Origin of the sequence: Aurantimicrobium minutum, from assembly GCF_029893825.1 — a bacterium.
In the GTDB taxonomy this organism is placed as follows: domain Bacteria; phylum Actinomycetota; class Actinomycetes; order Actinomycetales; family Microbacteriaceae; genus Aurantimicrobium; species Aurantimicrobium minutum_C.
On sequence record NZ_JARXXV010000001.1, the window covers coordinates 421,324 to 440,252 of the forward strand.

Sequence of the window (18,929 nt, forward strand, 5' to 3'; positions counted from 1 at the left end):
CAGACACTAACGCCACAATTTCTGCCTCAGAGGTTGCCACGTGAACATTGAGCATATTTCTTCGTGCTAATGTTGTCTCTCGGTAGTAAAACACCAACACCTGCGCGGGTGGCGGAATGGCAGACGCGCTAGCTTGAGGTGCTAGTGTCCGTAAGGACGTGGGGGTTCAAGTCCCCCTTCGCGCACAAAGAAAAGCCCCGGTCTAGGACCGGGGCTTCTTTGTTTATAAATTACGCGTGCACGATTTCTTTTTCTGCAAGATCTGACTTCCAGGCAACGAGCTTTCGTACTGATTCACTCTTATCTGTAGCCAATAGCTCCATAGTGTCTTGAGGCACAAAGAAGTTAACTGCTACCCAACTTCGAACTTGTTCACTTTTGTCTGAAGCAAGGTGGCGAAGAATGTCACATGGAGTGGTCTCGTTACGAGCGACACAGATACGTACACCCTCGTTTTTATCTTTCGCCAAAGCCCACATGACCTCTTCGGGTACGTGATAGCTCAAAGCAACACTTTCGCGAATCTTTGGATTTTTATCAGTAGCCATGGTTCGCAGTCTGTTGATCTTTGACTCACCAAATTCAGGACCGAGGAACTTGGCTACCGCAGTGTCATTGAGTTTCTTATCTGCCTTCAACGCATCAAGCTGCGCACGTTGAGCAGGTGTGTTAAATCGAATACAAGACATGCTGAAAATAGTAATACTTCACAACCTTCAACCCGTGATTGAAACACAAGATGTTGTGCGTGTCGAAGAAAATTATGGAAGATATTGCTATTTGACCGGAGATGAGATTCTGCGTCGCATCAAATCAATGCGTGCTTGGAGCTGAGCAACTGTTGCCTGAGCAACAGCTGGACCGCCACACGTCTGGCGTAGTTCTGTGTGAATAATGCCATGTGGTGTTGACGTCTGCTTACTCCATAGAGCCACTAAAGAGTTGAGAAGAGCTCGTTGCTCTTTGAGACTACGGTGCAAAGGAATGCTCTTATTGACTGCAACATCTTGAGAACGACCTTCACCACGTTGTGCTTGACGCCGTTGTCTATGCCGGAGAAGCTCTGATATTTGTTCCGGTTCCAAAATGCCAGGAATGCCGATGAAGTCATGTTCTTCAGGAGAGCCGGGTTCGGCATAGCTGCCGAATTCCTCTCCTTGATACATCACCTTGTCAAAGTTTGCGTCAGACCCTAGGAATGCATATTCACCAAGGTCTTGCTCCAGCGCATCAGAAGCAGAATCTTCACGTTGCGCTTGGTCGAAAGCATTCATTTCTGGATATTCATTTTCCCCTGGCTGCAAACGACGCTCCAATGCATGATCACGTTGAAGTTCAAGTTGTTCAGCTAGTTGAAGTAATTGAGGAACATTTGGGAGAAATACTGAGGCGGTTTCACCACGGCGACGTGCTCGGACAAAGCGACCAATTGCCTGAGCAAAGTACAGGGGTGTGGCAGCACTTGTTGCATAAACCCCTACGGAAAGACGAGGGACATCTACCCCTTCAGAAACCATACGGACAGCTACCATCCAGCGCGAAGTAGCGGAGTTGAACTCTGTGATCTTGTCACCGCCCCCACTTTCATCACTCAACACGACAGTAGGTTCTTCACCAGTCAATTCGTGAAGTACTTTCGCATACGCTCTGGCATCATCTTGATCTGTAGCGATGACCAGACCTGCGGCGTCAGGAATAGTGTTACGCACTTCACTGAGACGATTATTGGCCGCCTGCATTACTTGGGGAATCCAATTCCCTGAAGGATCTAGTGCTGCACGCCAGGCTTGGGAAGTGACATCTTTCGTATTGTCCTGCCCAAGTCGTGCTTCCATCTCGTCACCAGCACGTGTACGCCACCTCATCGAGCCGGCATAAACCATGAAAATTACTGGACGAACCACACCGTCCTGAAGTGCACGACCATAGCCGTAGTCATAATCGGTTTGAGAAACCAGAACACCATCACGATCAGGAAGATAAGAAACGAAAGGAATGGGAGCGGTATCGCTTCTAAAAGGTGTTCCCGTGAGCGAGAGGCGACGTTCTGCCCGTTCGAAAGCGATACGAATGGCATCCCCCCAGCTCAACGCATCCCCACCGTGGTGAACCTCATCCAAGATGACCAGAGTACGTGCAGACTCTGTGAGGTCCTTATGAATGTGCGCTTTCATGGCAATCTGAGCATAGGTAACAGCTACTCCGTGAAATTGCCGACCGTGCCTTTTCTGAGCGTTACTGAAGCCTGGATCAAGTTTGATACCAACCTTGTGAGCAGCTTCAGCCCATTGTGTTTTGAGGTGCTCAGTGGGGGTGACCACAGTGATTCGGTCGATGCTGCGTCTGCGCAATAACTCAGTTGCTAGACGCAGAGCGAAAGTAGTCTTTCCAGCGCCAGGAGTTGCAGCAGCGAGGAAATCACGGGGTTCAGTAGCGAAATAGGTATCTAGCGCCTCTGACTGCCAAGCACGCAGGTTTTCTGCAGTACCCCAGGGGGCGCGGGCAGGATAGGCCGGTGGAAGATGTTCTGCTGCGAACGAGCCGATATGCGTCTGTTCGCTGGTCATGATGAATCCATCCTAAAAAGGATTGTGGTCAAGTTTGTTTCAGCTAATCGGTGAGTGCATATAAAGCAACAGCGCTTGCAGAAGCCACGTTGAGTGAATCAACTCCATGCAACATAGGAATCGTCACAATAGTGTCACACGCCACGAGAGCTTGTGAACTGAGACCATCGCCTTCAGAACCGAAAACCAGTGCAATTTTCTCTGGCTGCTGTGCGGCAAATTCCCGAAGTGAAACGGCATCATCTGAAAGTGCCATTGCCGCGATATGAAAACCGGCTTCTCGCAGTATCGCCCTTGCTTCTGACCACTCAGGCAAACGTGTCCAGGGCACTTGAAGTACAGTTCCCATCGAAACACGCACAGAACGCCTATACAGAGGGTCAGCGCAGCGAGGTGTTACCAATACCGCATCAGCACCAAGGCCAGCTACGGCTCGAAAAATGGCACCAACATTTGTGTGATCAACAATGTCTTCAAGCACCACTACTCGACGAGCAGTTGTCAGCAGATCACGCACTTCGGGTAAGACAGGACGCTGCATCGCAGCGAGTGCTCCGCGGTGAATATCGAAGCCTGTGAGCTCTTCCAATAATGAAGAATTACCGACAAATAGTGTGCAGTCATAGTCCTGAATCAGTGGGAGTGTTTCTTCAAGCCACTGTTCTTGAATCAGAACAGACCGTGGGGTGTGACCTGCATTGAGAGCTCGCTGAATCACTTTGCTTGATTCAGCAATGTAGAGACCTCGCTTAGGGTCTGAGACCTTTCTGAGGGCAACATCCGTGAGGGAAACATAATCTTGAAGCCCTTCGTGCGACAAATCAGTGATGTGCACAACGGAAACCATAAGGTCAAGTTTGGCAGTAACTGGAAACATGCACGAAACGCAAGTGTTTTAGGCTTGCGGCCATGGCCGCAATTTTGGAGCACACCACACATGTCGATGGCATGGACGCCGTGGTTGAACTCGTTGCTGGTCGACGTGTTGCTGTGCTCACTGGCGCTGGTGTTTCAACTGATTCTGGTATTCCTGATTACCGCGGCAAGGGAGCATCTAAACGCACTCCGATGAACATCAGCGATTTTCTTTCATCCCACACAGCCAGACAACGATATTGGGCTGGTGCACACGTGGGATGGAAATCTTTCTCAGAGGCCGAACCCAATCAAGGTCACCTTGCCCTTGCAGCCATGGAGCAATCAGGAATCATTGAAGGGGTTATTAGTCAAAACGTTGATGGCCTACACCGACGTGCCGGTAGTTCACACGTCGTTGATTTACATGGCAGTCTCGATCGGGTCTTGTGTTTAGATTGCGGGCAACAATTCGACCGATCTGGCGTAGAAAGTAAATTGAGTGCTCTTAACCCCTGGCTTGATGAACTCAGGAATATCGTGCTTGCCCCGGACGGCGATGTGGATGTTACTGATTACAACTCAGTTCTGATCCCCGAATGCACAGTGTGTGGGGGGATGCTCAAACCAGACGTCGTATTCTTTGGAGAGTTTGTCCCTGCCAAAGTGTTTTCGGCAGCGACCAGTTTGGTTAAGCGCGCTGATGCACTTCTTATTGCCGGCTCCTCCCTCACAGTCAACTCTGGAATACGACTGCTTGAACAAGCTAAACGTCAACGTATGCCCGTCATCATTGTGAACCGCGGTGAAACTAAAGGTGACAAGAAAGCATCACTCAAACTCGATGCGGGAACGAGTGATGTGCTCAGTAATTTGGCTGTAAAGCTAGGAGCCGGCAACCTTTACGAGGACATCGAGTAAATCTTGGGCTGACTTCTTCCAGCTGAATTTCTGTGCCTGCGTTCTGCTGAGGTTAGAGACTTGTTGCCACTTCTGTGGATTGGTCAAAGACTCAATAGCTTCAGCAAATTCTTCTGGTTGATCAGGGCTGGCGAAGAGGGCTGCGTCCCCACCAATTTCATGAAATATGGGGATGTCTGAGACGACAATGGGAGTCCCTAAACTCATTGATTCAACCAAAGGAATGCCGAAGCCTTCGTCTCGTGAGGCACTGACCAGTGCAGTGGCATGGGTGAGCAAATCAAAGTAATCCTCATCAGTAGTTCCATTATGAAAATGAATCTGGGCTTGAGGATTTATGCCTGAAAGCCGTTTTCTATCGACATCAGAAATACGACTGAGAAGATGCAAAGTGAAGTCAGGAAGTGCAGCGATAGCCCTGACGAGAGTTTCGACATTCTTGTAAGGCATGAAAGAGCCCATATACACAACAGAGCGAGAACGTTGATCAGCTGGCACTACAACGGGGTTCTTTACCGGCTGATCTGCAGCATTGTGAACGACGTAGACAGGCTTTGTCGCTAGTTTGCTCTTCAGTATCAACGACTTAGTTGTTGCAGAAACGGCAACAATTGCGTCGCTCTTGGCGAGCAACATCTTCTGAGGTAACCAGGACAAGTGATAGAGGCGCCACAGCAACCGAAGAGGCCACGCAAACTGCCGAGGAGGCGTGGGGTGGCTGTAATAGATCAGGTCGTGAACGGTGAGGACTAACTTATATTTCCGACCACGCGAGCCAATGGTCTGCATGGGGGAAAAGACGATGTCAGGGCCGAACTTATTTATCTGGTGTGCAACCCTAGGTTCACGAATACTCGTAGGAGAACTGATGAGCTCGTATGGGAGCTCTGGCAGCATGGTGAGCTGTTTCAGATCAGAAATCAGCATGATTACTTGATCGCCACGAGCAGAAGCCAAAGGAGCCAATTGCTCTACTAGGCGAGCACTAAAACGCGAAATTCCGTCGTGATGATCGGTACGAACGTAACGGCAGTCGAAAGCTATCTTCACGATGAGGCGGTCAATCCAAGAAAATCGCGAATATTCTTTGCTGCAAAATCAGCGGCTTCGTAATGTACGAGGTGACCAACACCCTCCACAACTTCCAGTCGTGTCCCAGGAATTCGTGATGCTAGGTGTTGTTGTTCCGGAAGTGCCGTGATGTCATCTTTGTCAGCAACAAGCATCATCAATTCTTGGGTAATTCTAGGTGCAAATTGTGAAACATCATTTGAAACTGATGTTTCAAAAGCTTCAAGAACCGAATCGCGAGATGCAAACAGGCTGAAATATTGATCATGTTGATCATGAATCCACTGACGCAGATTGGGGTCCTTGGTCTTAGCCATTGTTTCGCTCATTACGCGAACAATAGTTTTGTTTTTCAGAAGCGCATACCCAGCCTTGGCAGGTAGTGCTGCTGCAACTTTGTAGTACAGAACAGCAAGCCTGGTCATCACACCACGAGGACCCTTAAGCGCATTTGCGGCAATGGGGTTAATCATGATGGCGCGTTTGTTTGGTAAGTCGGAAGCAAGTGCTGCACCGACAACGATAGAACCGAAAGAGTGTCCCAAAATTACTGAGTTTTGGGCTTTCAAGCCATTGACAAACCCGACCAACCAAGAAGAATAGGCAGAAATATCAGCCGGGCTAGGAAGTGCTTCTGACACTCCAAAACCAGGCAGATCAGGAATGATGACGTGCACATCTGCGCCAAGTTCGGCAACGATTGGTTCTAAACCGTGATGATCTCCGCGGAAACCATGAATCATGACCAGCTGAATGGGTGATTCTGGGTTTCCGTATTCCCAATACTGCGTCGAAATTGAGCCAACCTCAATCGAAGCTTGCTTCGTGGGTATAGCAGCAAGCTTGTCGACAAAAGGGGAAAATGAAGGCATTGCCTCAAGTGTAGGCGCACCGATGCTCTACCCACGTCATGTCAGCGGTAGTGCCTAGAGTGAGTTACGTGACCAACACAGGATTGCCCGAATGGGCCAACGTTATTGCCGTATTCGATACTGAAACTACTGGTATTGCACCAGAGACCACGCGTATAGTTTCAGCACACATCAGTGTGTTGAATCCCTATGGTGAAGTCGAAGATGCAACCAATTGGCTTATTGATTGTGGAATTGAGATTCCGGAACAAGCCACCGCAGTTCACGGCATCACGACTGAGCGCATGCGCGCAGAAGGTGCTCCAGCTCCAGACAGCATCTATGAAATTCTGACCAAACTTCAGGGTTTCTTCACTGAAGGAATCGGCGTCGTGGCTTATAACGCCGCATATGACTTCACTATTTTGGACCGCGAAGCCAAACGATACGGATTCGACCCATTGTCTTCACCAGCACCAGTGATTGATCCGATGATCATTGATAAGCAGGTTGATAAGTATCGCAAAGGCAAGCGAACACTTGAAGCAACAACAGCACACTATGGTGTTGAACTTACCGATGCGCATGATGCTTCAGCAGATGCCATTGCTGCCGGCCGCGTGGCACAGGCGATTGGAAAGAAGTATGCAGCAGATCTGGCATACCCAGCATCCGAGCTCCATGACCTTCAGGTGATCTGGGCTAAAGAGCAGGCGGAAAGCTACGCAAACTGGCGCCGCAGCCAAAACCTCCCTGTTTTTGCAGGGGACGGACTGTGGCCCGTGCGATAAGTACGAGAGTTAACGAAAGAAGCCCGGTCAATGACCGGGCTTCTTCGATGTGTGAAGTCTTTACTGACCGAAACCAGCAAAGCGCTTGTTGAACTTCTCTACGCGACCTGCGGAATCCATAATGCGCTGCTTACCGGTGTAGAAGGGGTGTGAAGCGTTAGAGATTTCCACATCAATGATGGGGTACTCGTTGCCGTCAGTCCACGTAGTGGTCTTAGAGCTGGTAAGGGTTGAACGGGTCAGGAACGACTCGCCCGAAGCAAGGTCGTGGAAAACGACGGGTGCGTATTCGGGGTGGATGTCAGACTTCATCAGTATTTTCCTTCAATATGGACGTTGCTCAACACGTGATGTGAGGAACAAAAGCTTGCGGCCTTTCGCCTAGCGAACTAGACCGACTCACTATGTTATCAGAAACTTAGAGGGTTGCTTGCGCAGAATAGCGACCATCGTTGTTGTAGACGGTAACTGCAACCCCAAAGACATCAGTCAAGTTCTCACTGGTTAATGTAGATGCGAGAGGGCCAGCATATGCAACTCCCCCATCTTTCATGAGAAGCACGTGGGTAAACCCCCGGGGAATTTCTTCGACGTGGTGAGTCACCATGACGATCGCTGGCGCAGAAGGATTACCTGCGAAGTAGCCAAGCATCTGCATAATTTCTTCACGAGAACCCAAGTCAAGTCCTGCAGTGGGCTCATCAAGTAGCAATAGCTCAGGATCAGTCATGATTGATCGTGCAATCTGCATACGCTTGGCTTCACCTTCAGATAATGAAACCAATGTGCGATCAGACAAACCTTCAAGACGCCACTCAGCAAGTACACGACGAGCACGGCGAATATCAAGATCTTCGAATTGCTCTCCACGACGTTCTGCCGCAGCATACGCAGCAGTAATAACTGCATCTGAAACGGTCTCTGTGGGAGGAATGCGCTTTGCCATGCTCGAAGATGCATAGCCAACGCGCGGACGAAGCCATTCAGGATCTGCTGAAGCGAGATCTTCATCAAGAACAGTTACCTGGCCAGAGCTTGGAATATCCCATCCAGAAGCCATGTCGAGGACTGACGTCTTACCAGCGCCGTTTGCGCCGAGAATTATCCATCTCTGGTCGCTTGATACTTCCCAGTTCAGGTTGTTGACAATAGTGTTGCCGTCACGAACGAGAGAAGCGTTAGAAAAACGAAGAACCTGAACCATGCCTCAATGCTAGCCAGAGTTAACGCAAGACGAGGTCGTAAATCGCCCGTGTTTGGTCGGCAATTGCCATCCAGTCGAAGTGCACACGTGCTCGTTCCCGCGCCGCCACACCCATTTGACGAGCTTTGTCACGGTCTGAAACTGCAAGTGTCATTGCTCTTGCGAGGTCAGAGACGTACTTTGCAGGATCTAAAGGGGTTCCTGTTCCGTCTTGGAGCTGTTCAATTGGAACAAGCCACCCAGTCACGCCGTCATCGACTACTTCAGGAATACCGCCGGTCGCTGTTCCCACAACTGGAATACCGCACGCCATTGCTTCAAGATTGACAATCCCCAAGGGTTCGTAGATCGAGGGACATACGAACACAGTAGATGCGCTGAGAAGTGCCGCAATTTCATGACGAGGAAGATGCTCAGTAATCCATACAACGCCGTCACGTTGCGATTGGAGGGCAGCAACCCGCGATTCAACTTCAGCCTTGATTTCTGGTGTATCAGGTGCACCTGCACACAAAATGAGCTGAACATCTTCTGGAAGGCTCTCTGCAGCCTCGAGAAGGTATGGCAAACCTTTTTGACGAGTAATTCGACCAACGAACACGACGGCTGGTTTTTCTGGGTCTATTCCCCACCGCGCAAGAAGATCAGGATTTGATGTGGGTGCCCATGCCTCCACATCAATTCCGTTGTGCACCACATGAACTTTGTTTGGATCAATATCTGGATAGGAACGCAAGATATCTAAGCGCATACCTGCACTCACAGCGATGACAGCATCGGCAGATTCATAGGCAGATTTTTCAATATCGCTGGAGATCCGATATCCGCCACCGAGCTGTTCGGCCTTCCAGGGACGCAGTGGCTCAAGACTATGTGCTGTAATCACGTGAGGAATTCCGTGGAGAAGTTGTGACACTCGTCCAGCTTCGTTTGCATACCAGGTGTGTGAATGTACGAGATCTGCACCGAGCGTGTCGTTTGCCATCAGCAAATCAACACCAATCGTTTGGAGAGCAGCGTTGGCAGAGGCAAGTTCTCCAGGAATGAAATAGTTGGTGACATCACGCTCATCACGTCGAGAACCGAAGCATCGAACTTGAACTTCAATGTGTGTTCGTAAAGCCTTGACCAATTCGGCAACGTGCACCCCGGCCCCACCATAAATCTCGGGTGGATACTCTTTGGTCAATAAATCAACGCGCATGTCAAGAACGCTATATCAATAGCAAGCATTGTGCCCACACGTAACGCAGAGAAATTACGTTGCCAATCTGTTACTTGAGTGTTCTACTGTTGAGACATGCCAAAGAAGGTTTTCGGAATTGTTCTCGCTGGTGGCGAGGGCAAGCGCCTCATGCCCCTGACAGAAGACCGCGCAAAGCCTGCTGTGCCTTTTGGTGGGCAGTATCGTTTGGTTGACTTCGCCATATCCAACCTGATCAACTCTGGTCTACGTCAAATCGTCGTTCTCACTCAATACAAGTCCCACTCGCTTGACCGCCACGTTTCTCAGACCTGGCGCATGTCAGGCTTGTTAGGTTCCTACGTTGCTTCAGTGCCAGCTCAGCAACGTTTGGGCAAGAGGTGGTTCTCAGGTAGTGCTGATGCAATTTTGCAAAGCCTGAACCTCATTCGTGACGAAAAGCCCGACATTGTTGTTGTAGTTGGTGCTGACCACGTTTATCGCATGGACTTTGACCAAATGATTCAGGCACATATTGAGTCAGGCAAGAAAGTAACTGTTGCTGCTATTCGCCAGCCGATTCGCTTGGCCGACCAATTTGGCGTTATTGAGGTTGATGCACAAGATGTCACCAAGATTGGCAGATTCCGTGAAAAGCCAACCGATGCAATCGGGTTGCCAGACAACTCTGAAGAAGTACTTGTTTCAATGGGTAACTACGTCTTCGATGCAGATGCATTGATTGAAGCCGTCGAAACCGATGGTGAACTTCCTGATTCCAGCCACGACATGGGTGGAGACATCATCCCTTACTTTGTGGAAAAGGCACAGGCCGGAGTTTACGACTTCAACCGCAACGACGTCCCAGGCTCCACAGCCCGTGACAAGTACTACTGGCGAGATGTAGGAAGTATCGACAGTTTCTTCGATGCACACATGGACTTGATTTCCACCCTTCCTGTTTTCAACCTGTACAACACGAACTGGCCCATCTATTCGATGCAAGTCAATTCACCACCAGCTAAGTTCGTTCGTGATGCTCGTGGCCGCGTAGGGGCAACGATTGATTCTGTCGTATCACTCGGCTCCTTGCTCTCTGGAGCACACATTGAGCGGAGCGTCCTAGGGCCCTGGTGCCAGGTTGATTCCGGAGCTAGTGTTCACGATTCCATCGTTTTCGATCACGTCAGTATCGGCTCAGATGTAGAGATTCGTCGGGCTATTCTTGATAAAGAAGTTGTTGTTGAATCAGGCGCCAAGATTGGTGTTGATCACGACCGTGACCGAGCACGTGGTTTCACAGTCACCGAATCAGGTATCACCGTCGTGGGTAAGGGAGTACGAGTAGCGCCATGACCGAAGTCCGTAATTCTTTAGACGTTACGGATTCGAAGCGTTTTCTCGTTGTTCTCGATGTTGATTCAACACTTATTGAGAACGAAGCTATTGAACTACTTGCGGCAGAAGCTGGTTCGTTGGATCTGGTTGCTGCTGTTACCGAACGTGCAATGCGAGGAGAACTAGATTTCGCCGAGAGCTTGCGTGAACGGGTTTCTACTCTTGCCGGTCTACCCGAATCCGTCTTTGACACTGTGCGGTCTCACATCACCCTGACTCAGGGAGCACAGAAACTCATAGCTACTGTGAAAGCCCAAGGTGGTTCTGTTGGGGTTGTCAGTGGGGGTTTCCATGAACTCCTTGATCCACTTGCTGAATCACTAGGACTGGACTTCTGGAAAGCTAATCGTCTTGAAATCAAAGACGGCATACTCACCGGAAAAGTACTTGGAGACATTGTTGATGCCCAAGCGAAGGCTGACACGCTCATTGAATGGGCAGAAGCTACCGCTACTCCCCTGTCTCAGACAGTTGCAATAGGTGACGGTGCAAACGATTTGAAAATGATGGCTGTTGCAGGTTTGGGTATTGCATTTTGTGCCAAGCCTGTTGTGCAAGACAAAGCTGATGTCGCCCTCAAAGAACGAGACCTCAGCAAGGCGTTAGAACTTATTGGGCTTTAGTGTCCCATACCCAATCCGCCATCTACTGGGATAACAGCACCAGAGATGTAACCTGCATCATCTGAAGCAAGCCAAGCGCACACTTTTGCAACCTCTGAAGGCTGGGCAAAACGGCCTGCTGGAATGTTCTTGCGATATTGCTCTTGCTGTTCTTCAGGCAATGCAGCGGTCATATCTGTCTCTATAAAGCCAGGGGCAACAACGTTAGCTGTGATGCCACGAGCACCGAGCTCGCGAGTGAGAGAACGTGCCATACCAACAAGTGCACTTTTGGAAGAGGAGTAGTTAACCTGACCAGCAGATCCATACAGACCGACCACAGATGAAATCAGCACGATTCGTCCAAAACGTGCCTTGAGCATTCCCTTGACGGCACGCTTAACTACCTTGAAAGTTCCACCGAGGTTTGTGTCCACAACAGAATCGAACTCTTCATCGGTCATGCGCATCACGAGTGTGTCCTTGGTGATTCCCGCGTTAGCGACAAGAACCTCCACGGGACCAAGCTTGGACTCTACTTCTGCGTAGGCGGCATCGAGCGACTCACCGTCGGTCACATCAGCACGAACGGTCAACGAACCTGCAGGACCTTCACCAGAACGTGCTGTTACAGCAACTCGATGCCCTTGAGCGATGAACTCTTCAGCGAGGGCAAATCCGATACCACGGTTTCCGCCAGTGATAAGCACGGTACGAACGGTCACAATTCCTCCAGTCGGATGCATTGAATGCCAGCTTAGTCGTAGGCTAGTAACACCACATCAACCGTTGGGACATGGCCGACAATGAAGAAACAACTTCAGTCAGCAACATCGCTTCCGCTGGCACCTACCGATGAGCGTCGCATTCGCATGATTAAGTATTCCATTGCCATGGGAATCCGCATGGTGTGCATTGTCGCAATGCTTTTCGTCTCAGGCTGGTGGCTAGTTGTGTGCGCAACCGGAGCAATTGTGCTCCCCTATTTCGCGATGATTATTGCCAACGTGAAAATGGCGCCGCAGCAATCCTTTGTTGAACGACCATCAACAATTGTTTTGTATCAAGAAAAGTCCAGCTGACTCAGTGACTGACAATAAAGCTTCAATTCCTTGGTATCGAGTTGCGTTCACTAAACGCTGGCTGAGTTACTTTCTGCTAACCGCACTTTTTGCCGGTGCTTGTGTTGCTCTGTCGACGTGGCAGTTTGCGCGCAGAGATGAAGCAAAACAAGAAATCAACAGAGTCCTAGCCAATTACAACGCAGAGCCCATAGCTCTCACAGAAGCTCTTCCAGACCCCACACAATTCGATGAAAACGATAAGTGGATTCCAATCGTTGTCACGGGAACTTACCTTCCAGAAGAGCAACTTGTTGCTAGAAGTCGCCCTAGAGAACAAGTAGCTGGTGTTGAAGTACTCACTCCGCTCAAAACTGGTGACGGAATGATCTTCATTGTTGATCGTGGATGGCTACCTGCAAATGAAAATCCAGTGGATCCCTACATACTCCCTCAACCACCCACCGGTGGAGTTACTGTTGTTGCACGTTTGAAAGCGAGTGAACCAAGTATTCCCGGACGAGGAATGTCAGATGGACAAGTTGCCACGATTGAACTTCCTCTTATTCAAGAAGTACTGAACGCTCCGACTTACACCGGGGCATATGGGCTGCTTGAAAGCGAAGATCCCGTTCCTGTTGACCAGGCACCTTTGCCTGCATTGAAGCCAACATTAGATGAAGGTGCACACCTGAGTTATGCGCTCCAGTGGATTATGTTCGGCGTTCTCGCTTTTATAGGTCTCGGTTGGGCGGTCAGAAATGAATTGCGCATCCGAAACTCAGAGACCGCAGAAGGCAAAGCAAAGCTCGAAGCTCAAGCACAGAAACGCGCCTCCAAGCCTTCCGAAGAAGATATTGAAGACGCGATTCTGGATGGTCGCTAGTTAGCGGACAGCGCGGTTGATGGCAGAAACAACAGCTTTCAAGGAAGCTGTTGAAATATCTGAGTCGATACCAACGCCCCACAGTCGCGTTCCGTTGACGTTGAGTTCAACATAAGCCGCTGCCATTGCGTCTCCACCAGCAGAGAGAGTGTGCTCTACGTAGTCAAAGAGCTCAACGTCAATACCTTGGGCTGACATGAGTTTGAGGAAAGCGTCAATGGGACCGTTACCAACGGTGTCTTGGCGAGATACGGTATCGCCATCCCTCAGATCTACTGAGAGCTTGAGCGTTCCGTTGAAATCACTCTCAGTTCGACTGCCAGTGAGTTCAAATCGGCCCCACTTGTGTGCAGCTTCTTTAGCTGGAAGATATTCGTCTTGGAAAATTTCCCAGAGATCTTCACTGGAAACTTCACCACCTTCAGCGTCAGTTTTGTGCTGCACAACACCGGAGAATTCAATTTGAAGCCTGCGGGGCAATTCGAGGTTGTGATCCTTTTTGAGGAGGTAAGCAACGCCACCCTTACCGGACTGTGAATTGACGCGGATAACCGCTTCATAGCTACGACCTAGGTCTTTGGGATCAACAGGAAGGTAGGGTACTGCCCACACCAAGTTGTCTACATGAGTGCCCTGCGCTTGAGCATCTGCAGCCATGCGCTCGAAGCCCTTCTTGATGGCATCTTGGTGAGAACCCGAGAAAGCTGTGTATACGAGATCGCCAGCCCAGGGGCTACGTTCGTGAACTTTCAGCTGGTTACAGTACTCAGCAGTGCGCTTGACCTCATCAAGGTTGCTGAAGTCAATTTGAGGGTCGATTCCCTGAGTAAACATGTTGATTCCGAGTGCGACAAGGTCAACATTTCCGGTTCGCTCTCCGTTTCCAAAAAGACATCCCTCGATGCGGTCTGCGCCAGCCATATAACCAAGTTCCGCAGCAGCTACTGCAGTTCCTCGGTCATTGTGAGGGTGGAGAGAAATGAGAACGTTATCACGATGAGCGAGGTGACGCCCCATCCACTCAATGGAGTCTGCATAAACGTTAGGTGAAGCCATCTCGACCGTTGCGGGAAGGTTGATGATGACCTTGCGCTCTGGTGTGGGTTCAAGAATTTCGAGTACTGCATTACAAACTTCAACGGCATATTCCAATTCGGTGCCGGTAAAGCTCTCAGGCGAATATTCGTAATAGACCTTTGTTTGCGGAATGGTCTTTTCCATCTCACGGCAGAAGCGTGCACCATGCAATGCAATGTCCATGATTCCTTGGCGGTCTTCCCGGAATACAACATCACGCTGCAAAATACTGGTCGAGTTATAGAAGTGAACGATTGCCTGCTTGGCGCCAGCAATTGCCTCGTAGGTACGCTCAATGAGGTGGTCTCGAGCCTGAGTAAGGACCTGGATTGTTACGTCATCTGGAATGGCGTTTTCTTCGATCAAGGAACGTACAAAGTCAAAGTCAGTCTGGCTTGCAGAGGGGAAACCAACTTCGATTTCTTTGTAACCCATCTTGACCAGAAGGTCGAACATGATGCGTTTGCGCTCAGGCGACATGGGGTCAATGAGGGCTTGGTTGCCATCACGTAGATCGACAGCACACCAAATAGGTGCCTTCTCAATACGCTTACTGGGCCAAGTACGGTCAGGCAGGTCAATGCCGAGCGTCTCGTGATAAGGACGATACTTATGCACTGGCATAGTGCTTGCAGTTTGATTGTTCTTCATGCTTTTTCTCCTCGCGGGTGGTGGTCAGCCAACGGGCTTCTCCGCGACGAGGGAGGCCTAAATAATGGACTCGTCGCGGCAGCTAAGAAGAAGCAGACCAAAGGACATATTTCTAGGCTAGCACTGCAGTACTAGAAGCCCAATCGCTGAAGCAGTTTCGGGTCGCGTTGCCAGTCTTTTGCGACTTTGACTCGAATACTCAAAAAGACCTTTTGACCAACAAGAGGTTCTATAGCCGCACGAGAACGCTGGCCGATATCTTTCAGTCGTTCTCCACCATTTCCGATGATGATGCCTTTTTGACTATCGCGCTCAACAAAGACGTTGGCATAAATTTCAAGAAGATCTTTGTCTTCTCGTTGAATCATGTCATCAATAGTGACGGCAAGAGAGTGCGGAAGTTCTTCGTGCACTCCTTCAAGAATGGTTTCACGAATCAGTTCCGATATTCGCTTTTCTTGATCCTCGTCAGTATTTTGCTCCAGAGGATAAAGGGCTTCGCCTTCAGGGAGCAGTTGAATAAGTTCATCTGCTAGAAGATCAACTTGTTCATTGCCCACTGCTGAAACAGGAATGATGGTGGCCCAGTCACGAAGCTCCTGAACTTCCAGGAGTCGTTCAGCAATGGAACTCTTTGACGCAACATCAGTTTTCGTAATTACTGCAATCTTTATTGCGCGCGGATACTTATCCAACTGCTCGTTAATAAATCGATCGCCTGGGCCTACCGGCTCATCTGCCGGGAAACACATTCCAATGACATCAACATCACCCAAGGTTGCTGAGACGAGAGCATTTAGTCGCTCTCCAAGCAAGGTTCGCGGACGATGGATACCTGGCGTATCTACCAGAATGAGCTGACCTGAGGGGCGATTAGTTATTCCACGTATCGTATGACGAGTGGTTTGTGGCTTAGAGGAAGTAATGGCTACCTTCTCCCCCACCAAAGCATTGGTGAGAGTTGACTTTCCCACGTTGGGTCTGCCAACGAGTGAAACAAATCCTGAACGAAAAGGGGTGGGGGATCCTTCACCACGTTTTTCAGCCTTAGAGGGTCGAGCCATTACTGTTCCTCTTCTGTGAAGACATTCAACGCATCTATGAGGTTTTGGTCAGGCTCAACGATTACGCGTGTAACACGTTTGCGGTGAGATCCACTGCGGTCAGCTTGAATGATTAATCCACTCACTGTCACAGTATCTCCCACTTCCGGCAGACGACCGAGTTCCTTGGCCAACAAACCACCGACTGAGTCAACGTCTTCATCATCAAGTTCGAGGCCGAAAAGCTCACCCAGTTCATCAATCGGAAGTCTTGTGGCAACACGGAACTTGTGTTCTGAAAGTTGTTCAATTTCAGGAGCACCACGATCATGTTCATCTGCAATGTCTCCAACAAGTTCTTCAATGAGATCTTCAAGAGTTACCAAGCCAGCAATTCCGCCATGTTCGTCGACGACAAACGCTATGTGCGTGTGTTGAGCCTGCATCTGCTTGAGAGTGTCATCTGCTTTCTTGGATTCGGGAACAAACAACCCTTCTCTGGCTAAGTCTCGAGCGCATAATTGATCGAAACCCTCAGGGTGTTCAAATGATCGACGAGAGACATCACGAAGGTTGAGAACTCCGATAATTTCATCGACATCGTCTCCAATGACAGGGATGCGTGAATATCCGGAGTCGAGAAAAAGCTTTGTCGCGGTTTCTAGTGAGGCTTCCGCATCGATTGTCACCATATCGATTCGTGGCACCATAACCTCACGTGCAACTGTGTCTCCCCATTCAAAAATGGAGTGAATAAGTTCACGTTCTTCACTTTCAATCACATCGTGTTTCACTGCTTCATCAACCATGCTCAAGAGTTGGTCTTCTGAAGCAAAAGAAGTGGTTCCAGGGCGACCTGGAGTGACCTTGTCCCCCATAGTGACGAGAAAGTTTGCAAGAGGTCCAAGAACGAGGCGGAAGATATGAATGATCGGAGCAGAGATGCTCAACACACCAAGTGGGTGTGCACGCCCAACTGAACGAGGGCTAGAACCAGCGAGAACAAAACTCGCAACAGACATGATGAATATTGCCAGCAGTAATGCTGCCCAATAAGGCAATCCCAGAGTGACAAGTTCGAGGGTGACCAACACTGCTGCAGCGGTTTCTGACAAGATTCGAACAAAGGTCGTTACTGTCCGGTGTGGACCAAGATCATTTGCGATTGCAATCAATGAACGCTGGGAACGTCTACCTTGTGCTTGATCTCTGATGTCCTGGGTTGAAAGAACTCCCATCGCTGATTCGCTGGCTGCCATCAAACCGCCAAAGCTGATCAGTAGTATCAGCCCCAGAATCGTGAAGAAAATTGTCACTTGTTTTCGCGCTGCTTTTCACTCATGGTGTATCCGATGATGAGGTCGCGTTGCAGGCTAAACATCTCTTTTTCTTCCTCGGGTTCTGCGTGATCAAAACCCAGAAGGTGAAGAATTCCGTGTGCTGTCAAATACAGAAGCTCATCCATAGTTGAGTGTCCTGCGCCCTCTGCCTGAACTTCGGCAACCTGTGGACACAACACAACATCTCCCAAAACCCCTGCGGGAGTGACGACATCATCATTTCCGGGACGCAATTCATCCATAGGGAAACTCAATACATCTGTGGGGCCGGGCTCCCCCATCCATTGCACGTGGAGCTGTTCCATTGCAGCTTCATCGACAAGAACGAGAGCAATATCTGCATCTGGATGAACACGCATGGCATCTAAGCAATAGGTCGCAAGGCGTTGCAAGGCAGCTTCGTCAATGTCGTAGGTCGACTCATTATTCACTTCGATGCTCATGAGGCACCCTTCTGAGATTTTTCCTGACGATGACGTGCAGCAAGTGATTTCTCGTCATATTCGCTGTAAGCGTCAACAATACGTCCGACTAGTGAGTGACGAACAACATCTGCACTAGTCAGGCGAGCAAAATGAATATCTTCAATGTCACTCAGGATCCCAGTAACCAGTCGCAGACCACTAGCGGTCGTAGGGAGATCCACTTGGGTTATATCGCCCGTAATCACCATTTTTGAATCGAAGCCTAAACGAGTAAGAAACATCTTCATTTGTTCAGGCGTCGTATTTTGGGCTTCATCCAAGATGATGAATGAATTGTTGAGTGTTCGACCTCTCATATATGCCAGTGGGGCAACTTCAATTGTCCCCACTGCCATCAATTTGGGGACAAGTTCTGGATCCAACATCTCATTCAGAGCATCAAACAATGGCCGCAGATAGGGGTCAATTTTGTCTGTGAGTGTTCCAGGCAGAAAACCAAGACGTTCGCCAGCTTCTACAGCTGGTCTGGTCAAAATGATTCGTTCAACTTCTTTACGTTGTAAAGCTTGAACTGCTTTAGCCATGGCAAGGTATGTCTTTCCTGTACCTGCAGGCCCAATACCAAAAGTGATGGTGTGATCATCTATTGCACGAACGTATTCCTGCTGACCAACTGTTTTAGGGCGAAGAGTCTTTCCTCGGGTGGAGAGGATGTCTTCACCCAACACCGCTGAGGGTGACGTTGCCGGGTGGGCATCTTGTATGTGCTTGGAAGTTACAATATCGGACGGCGTTAAATCTTGCCCATTTCGAACCATAGTGAGTAACTCATTCACTAATTCTTTGGCTGCAGTGACTTGTTTTTCGGCCTCTTCACCAGATGAAGATGGACTCAACCGAATTTCATTGCCGCGAACATGAACGTCAACTAGCGGATATTGACGTTCAAGGTTGGTCAATAACCGGTCTTGTGCTCCAAGGAGTCGAACCATTTCGACACCAT

20 protein-coding genes and 1 tRNA gene are annotated in these 18,929 nt (G+C 49.5%); 7 read left to right on the top strand and 14 right to left on the bottom strand.

Annotation, left to right across the window (positions count from 1 at the left end; genetic code table 11):
* The first annotated feature begins 102 nt into the window (after positions 1–102).
* A tRNA-Leu gene (locus M2120_RS01965) sits at positions 103–185 on the top strand.
* Between the two features lie 45 nt (positions 186–230).
* On the opposite strand, the gene M2120_RS01970 is transcribed toward M2120_RS01965, so the two are convergent.
* The 3 genes from M2120_RS01970 to M2120_RS01980 form a co-directional block, all read right to left on the bottom strand.
* Positions 231–689 (bottom strand): hypothetical protein, encoded by a 459-nt coding sequence (locus tag M2120_RS01970; RefSeq protein ID WP_280797048.1) that lies wholly within the window; start codon positions 687–689, stop codon positions 231–233.
* 87 nt (positions 690–776) lie between these two features.
* Positions 777–2,567, bottom strand: a complete 1,791-nt coding sequence (locus tag M2120_RS01975) for a DEAD/DEAH box helicase (protein WP_280797049.1) — start codon at positions 2,565–2,567, stop codon at positions 777–779.
* A gap of 43 nt (positions 2,568–2,610) precedes the next feature.
* Positions 2,611–3,414 (bottom strand): TrmH family RNA methyltransferase, encoded by an 804-nt coding sequence (locus tag M2120_RS01980; protein ID WP_280797050.1) that lies wholly within the window; start codon positions 3,412–3,414, stop codon positions 2,611–2,613.
* A 62-nt stretch (positions 3,415–3,476) separates the two neighbouring features.
* Here M2120_RS01980 and M2120_RS01985 point away from each other — a divergent pair, with 62 nt between their 5' ends.
* Positions 3,477–4,343: a Sir2 family NAD-dependent protein deacetylase gene (locus M2120_RS01985; protein WP_280797051.1), complete on the top strand. Its 867-nt coding sequence runs from the start codon at positions 3,477–3,479 to the stop codon at positions 4,341–4,343.
* Here the strand turns inward: M2120_RS01985 and M2120_RS01990 are convergent.
* Positions 4,308–5,393 carry a glycosyltransferase family 4 protein gene (locus M2120_RS01990; RefSeq protein WP_280797052.1) on the bottom strand — a complete coding sequence of 362 codons (1,086 nt, stop codon included), beginning with the start codon at positions 5,391–5,393 and terminating at the stop codon, positions 4,308–4,310. The genes M2120_RS01985 and M2120_RS01990 overlap by 36 nt on opposite strands.
* Positions 5,390–6,286 carry an alpha/beta fold hydrolase gene (locus tag M2120_RS01995; protein ID WP_280797053.1) on the bottom strand — a complete coding sequence of 299 codons (897 nt, stop codon included), beginning with the start codon at positions 6,284–6,286 and terminating at the stop codon, positions 5,390–5,392. Before M2120_RS01995 ends, M2120_RS01990 begins: the two co-directional genes overlap by 4 nt.
* A gap of 68 nt (positions 6,287–6,354) precedes the next feature.
* On the opposite strand from M2120_RS01995, the gene M2120_RS02000 reads away from it, so the two are divergent.
* On the top strand, positions 6,355–7,056 hold the full coding sequence (locus M2120_RS02000; RefSeq protein WP_280797054.1) for a 3'-5' exonuclease: 702 nt from the start codon (positions 6,355–6,357) through the stop codon (positions 7,054–7,056).
* A 60-nt stretch (positions 7,057–7,116) separates the two neighbouring features.
* Here M2120_RS02000 and M2120_RS02005 read toward each other — a convergent pair whose 3' ends face one another.
* The 3 genes from M2120_RS02005 to glgA form a co-directional block, all read right to left on the bottom strand.
* Positions 7,117–7,368, bottom strand: coding sequence for a type B 50S ribosomal protein L31 (locus M2120_RS02005; protein ID WP_110233403.1), 252 nt, complete (start codon positions 7,366–7,368; stop codon positions 7,117–7,119).
* 106 nt (positions 7,369–7,474) lie between these two features.
* The gene (locus tag M2120_RS02010) at positions 7,475–8,260 is read right to left on the bottom strand and encodes an ABC transporter ATP-binding protein (RefSeq protein WP_280797055.1); all 786 of its coding nucleotides are present in this window, start codon (positions 8,258–8,260) and stop codon (positions 7,475–7,477) included.
* Positions 8,261–8,279: 19 nt separating this feature from the next.
* Positions 8,280–9,464, bottom strand: a complete 1,185-nt coding sequence (gene glgA / locus M2120_RS02015) for a glycogen synthase (RefSeq protein ID WP_280797056.1) — start codon at positions 9,462–9,464, stop codon at positions 8,280–8,282.
* Between the two features lie 96 nt (positions 9,465–9,560).
* On the opposite strand from glgA, the gene glgC reads away from it, so the two are divergent.
* The gene (gene glgC / locus M2120_RS02020; protein WP_280797057.1) at positions 9,561–10,799 is read left to right on the top strand and encodes a glucose-1-phosphate adenylyltransferase; all 1,239 of its coding nucleotides are present in this window, start codon (positions 9,561–9,563) and stop codon (positions 10,797–10,799) included.
* Positions 10,796–11,464: a phosphoserine phosphatase SerB gene (serB, locus tag M2120_RS02025; protein WP_280797058.1), complete on the top strand. Its 669-nt coding sequence runs from the start codon at positions 10,796–10,798 to the stop codon at positions 11,462–11,464. The genes glgC and serB overlap by 4 nt, the downstream gene beginning before the upstream one ends.
* Here the strand turns inward: serB and fabG are convergent.
* Positions 11,461–12,171, bottom strand: coding sequence for a 3-oxoacyl-ACP reductase FabG (gene fabG / locus M2120_RS02030; RefSeq protein WP_280798144.1), 711 nt, complete (start codon positions 12,169–12,171; stop codon positions 11,461–11,463). The two genes, serB and fabG, sit on opposite strands and share 4 nt — an antisense overlap.
* A gap of 78 nt (positions 12,172–12,249) precedes the next feature.
* On the opposite strand from fabG, the gene M2120_RS02035 reads away from it, so the two are divergent.
* Positions 12,250–12,525 carry a DUF3099 domain-containing protein gene (locus tag M2120_RS02035; protein ID WP_280797059.1) on the top strand — a complete coding sequence of 92 codons (276 nt, stop codon included), beginning with the start codon at positions 12,250–12,252 and terminating at the stop codon, positions 12,523–12,525.
* Between the two features lie 4 nt (positions 12,526–12,529).
* Positions 12,530–13,390 carry an SURF1 family cytochrome oxidase biogenesis protein gene (locus M2120_RS02040; RefSeq protein WP_280797060.1) on the top strand — a complete coding sequence of 287 codons (861 nt, stop codon included), beginning with the start codon at positions 12,530–12,532 and terminating at the stop codon, positions 13,388–13,390.
* Here the strand turns inward: M2120_RS02040 and leuA are convergent, their stop codons facing one another.
* From leuA to M2120_RS02065, 5 genes are all read right to left on the bottom strand, one after another.
* Positions 13,391–15,118, bottom strand: a complete 1,728-nt coding sequence (gene leuA / locus M2120_RS02045) for a 2-isopropylmalate synthase (RefSeq protein ID WP_280797061.1) — start codon at positions 15,116–15,118, stop codon at positions 13,391–13,393.
* A 131-nt stretch (positions 15,119–15,249) separates the two neighbouring features.
* The gene (gene era, locus M2120_RS02050) at positions 15,250–16,182 is read right to left on the bottom strand and encodes a GTPase Era (RefSeq protein ID WP_280797062.1); all 933 of its coding nucleotides are present in this window, start codon (positions 16,180–16,182) and stop codon (positions 15,250–15,252) included.
* A complete protein-coding gene (locus M2120_RS02055; RefSeq protein WP_280797063.1) occupies positions 16,182–17,477 on the bottom strand; it encodes a hemolysin family protein in 1,296 nt (431 codons plus the stop codon). The genes era and M2120_RS02055 overlap by 1 nt, the downstream gene beginning before the upstream one ends.
* Entirely contained in the window at positions 17,474–17,944 is a 471-nt protein-coding gene (gene ybeY, locus M2120_RS02060; RefSeq protein ID WP_280797064.1) for an rRNA maturation RNase YbeY, read from the bottom strand. Before ybeY ends, M2120_RS02055 begins: the two co-directional genes overlap by 4 nt.
* A complete protein-coding gene (locus tag M2120_RS02065) occupies positions 17,941–18,918 on the bottom strand; it encodes a PhoH family protein (RefSeq protein WP_280798145.1) in 978 nt (325 codons plus the stop codon). Before M2120_RS02065 ends, ybeY begins: the two co-directional genes overlap by 4 nt.
* Between the last annotated feature and the right edge of the window lie 11 nt (positions 18,919–18,929).

Coding starts and splice junctions, on each gene's coding strand:
- M2120_RS01970 (WP_280797048.1), bottom strand. CDS start 689: ATGTCTTGTATTCGATTTAACACACCTGCTCAACGTGCGCAGCTTGAT.
- M2120_RS01975 (WP_280797049.1), bottom strand. CDS start 2,567: ATGACCAGCGAACAGACGCATATCGGCTCGTTCGCAGCAGAACATCTT.
- M2120_RS01980 (WP_280797050.1), bottom strand. CDS start 3,414: ATGGTTTCCGTTGTGCACATCACTGATTTGTCGCACGAAGGGCTTCAA.
- M2120_RS01985 (WP_280797051.1), top strand. CDS start 3,477: ATGGCCGCAATTTTGGAGCACACCACACATGTCGATGGCATGGACGCC.
- M2120_RS01995 (WP_280797053.1), bottom strand. CDS start 6,286: ATGCCTTCATTTTCCCCTTTTGTCGACAAGCTTGCTGCTATACCCACG.
- M2120_RS02005 (WP_110233403.1), bottom strand. CDS start 7,368: ATGAAGTCTGACATCCACCCCGAATACGCACCCGTCGTTTTCCACGAC.
- M2120_RS02010 (WP_280797055.1), bottom strand. CDS start 8,260: ATGGTTCAGGTTCTTCGTTTTTCTAACGCTTCTCTCGTTCGTGACGGC.
- glgA (WP_280797056.1), bottom strand. CDS start 9,464: ATGCGCGTTGATTTATTGACCAAAGAGTATCCACCCGAGATTTATGGT.
- glgC (WP_280797057.1), top strand. CDS start 9,561: ATGCCAAAGAAGGTTTTCGGAATTGTTCTCGCTGGTGGCGAGGGCAAG.
- serB (WP_280797058.1), top strand. CDS start 10,796: ATGACCGAAGTCCGTAATTCTTTAGACGTTACGGATTCGAAGCGTTTT.
- M2120_RS02035 (WP_280797059.1), top strand. CDS start 12,250: ATGAAGAAACAACTTCAGTCAGCAACATCGCTTCCGCTGGCACCTACC.
- leuA (WP_280797061.1), bottom strand. CDS start 15,118: ATGAAGAACAATCAAACTGCAAGCACTATGCCAGTGCATAAGTATCGT.
- era (WP_280797062.1), bottom strand. CDS start 16,182: ATGGCTCGACCCTCTAAGGCTGAAAAACGTGGTGAAGGATCCCCCACC.
- ybeY (WP_280797064.1), bottom strand. CDS start 17,944: ATGAGCATCGAAGTGAATAATGAGTCGACCTACGACATTGACGAAGCT.
- M2120_RS02065 (WP_280798145.1), bottom strand. CDS start 18,918: ATGGTTCGACTCCTTGGAGCACAAGACCGGTTATTGACCAACCTTGAA.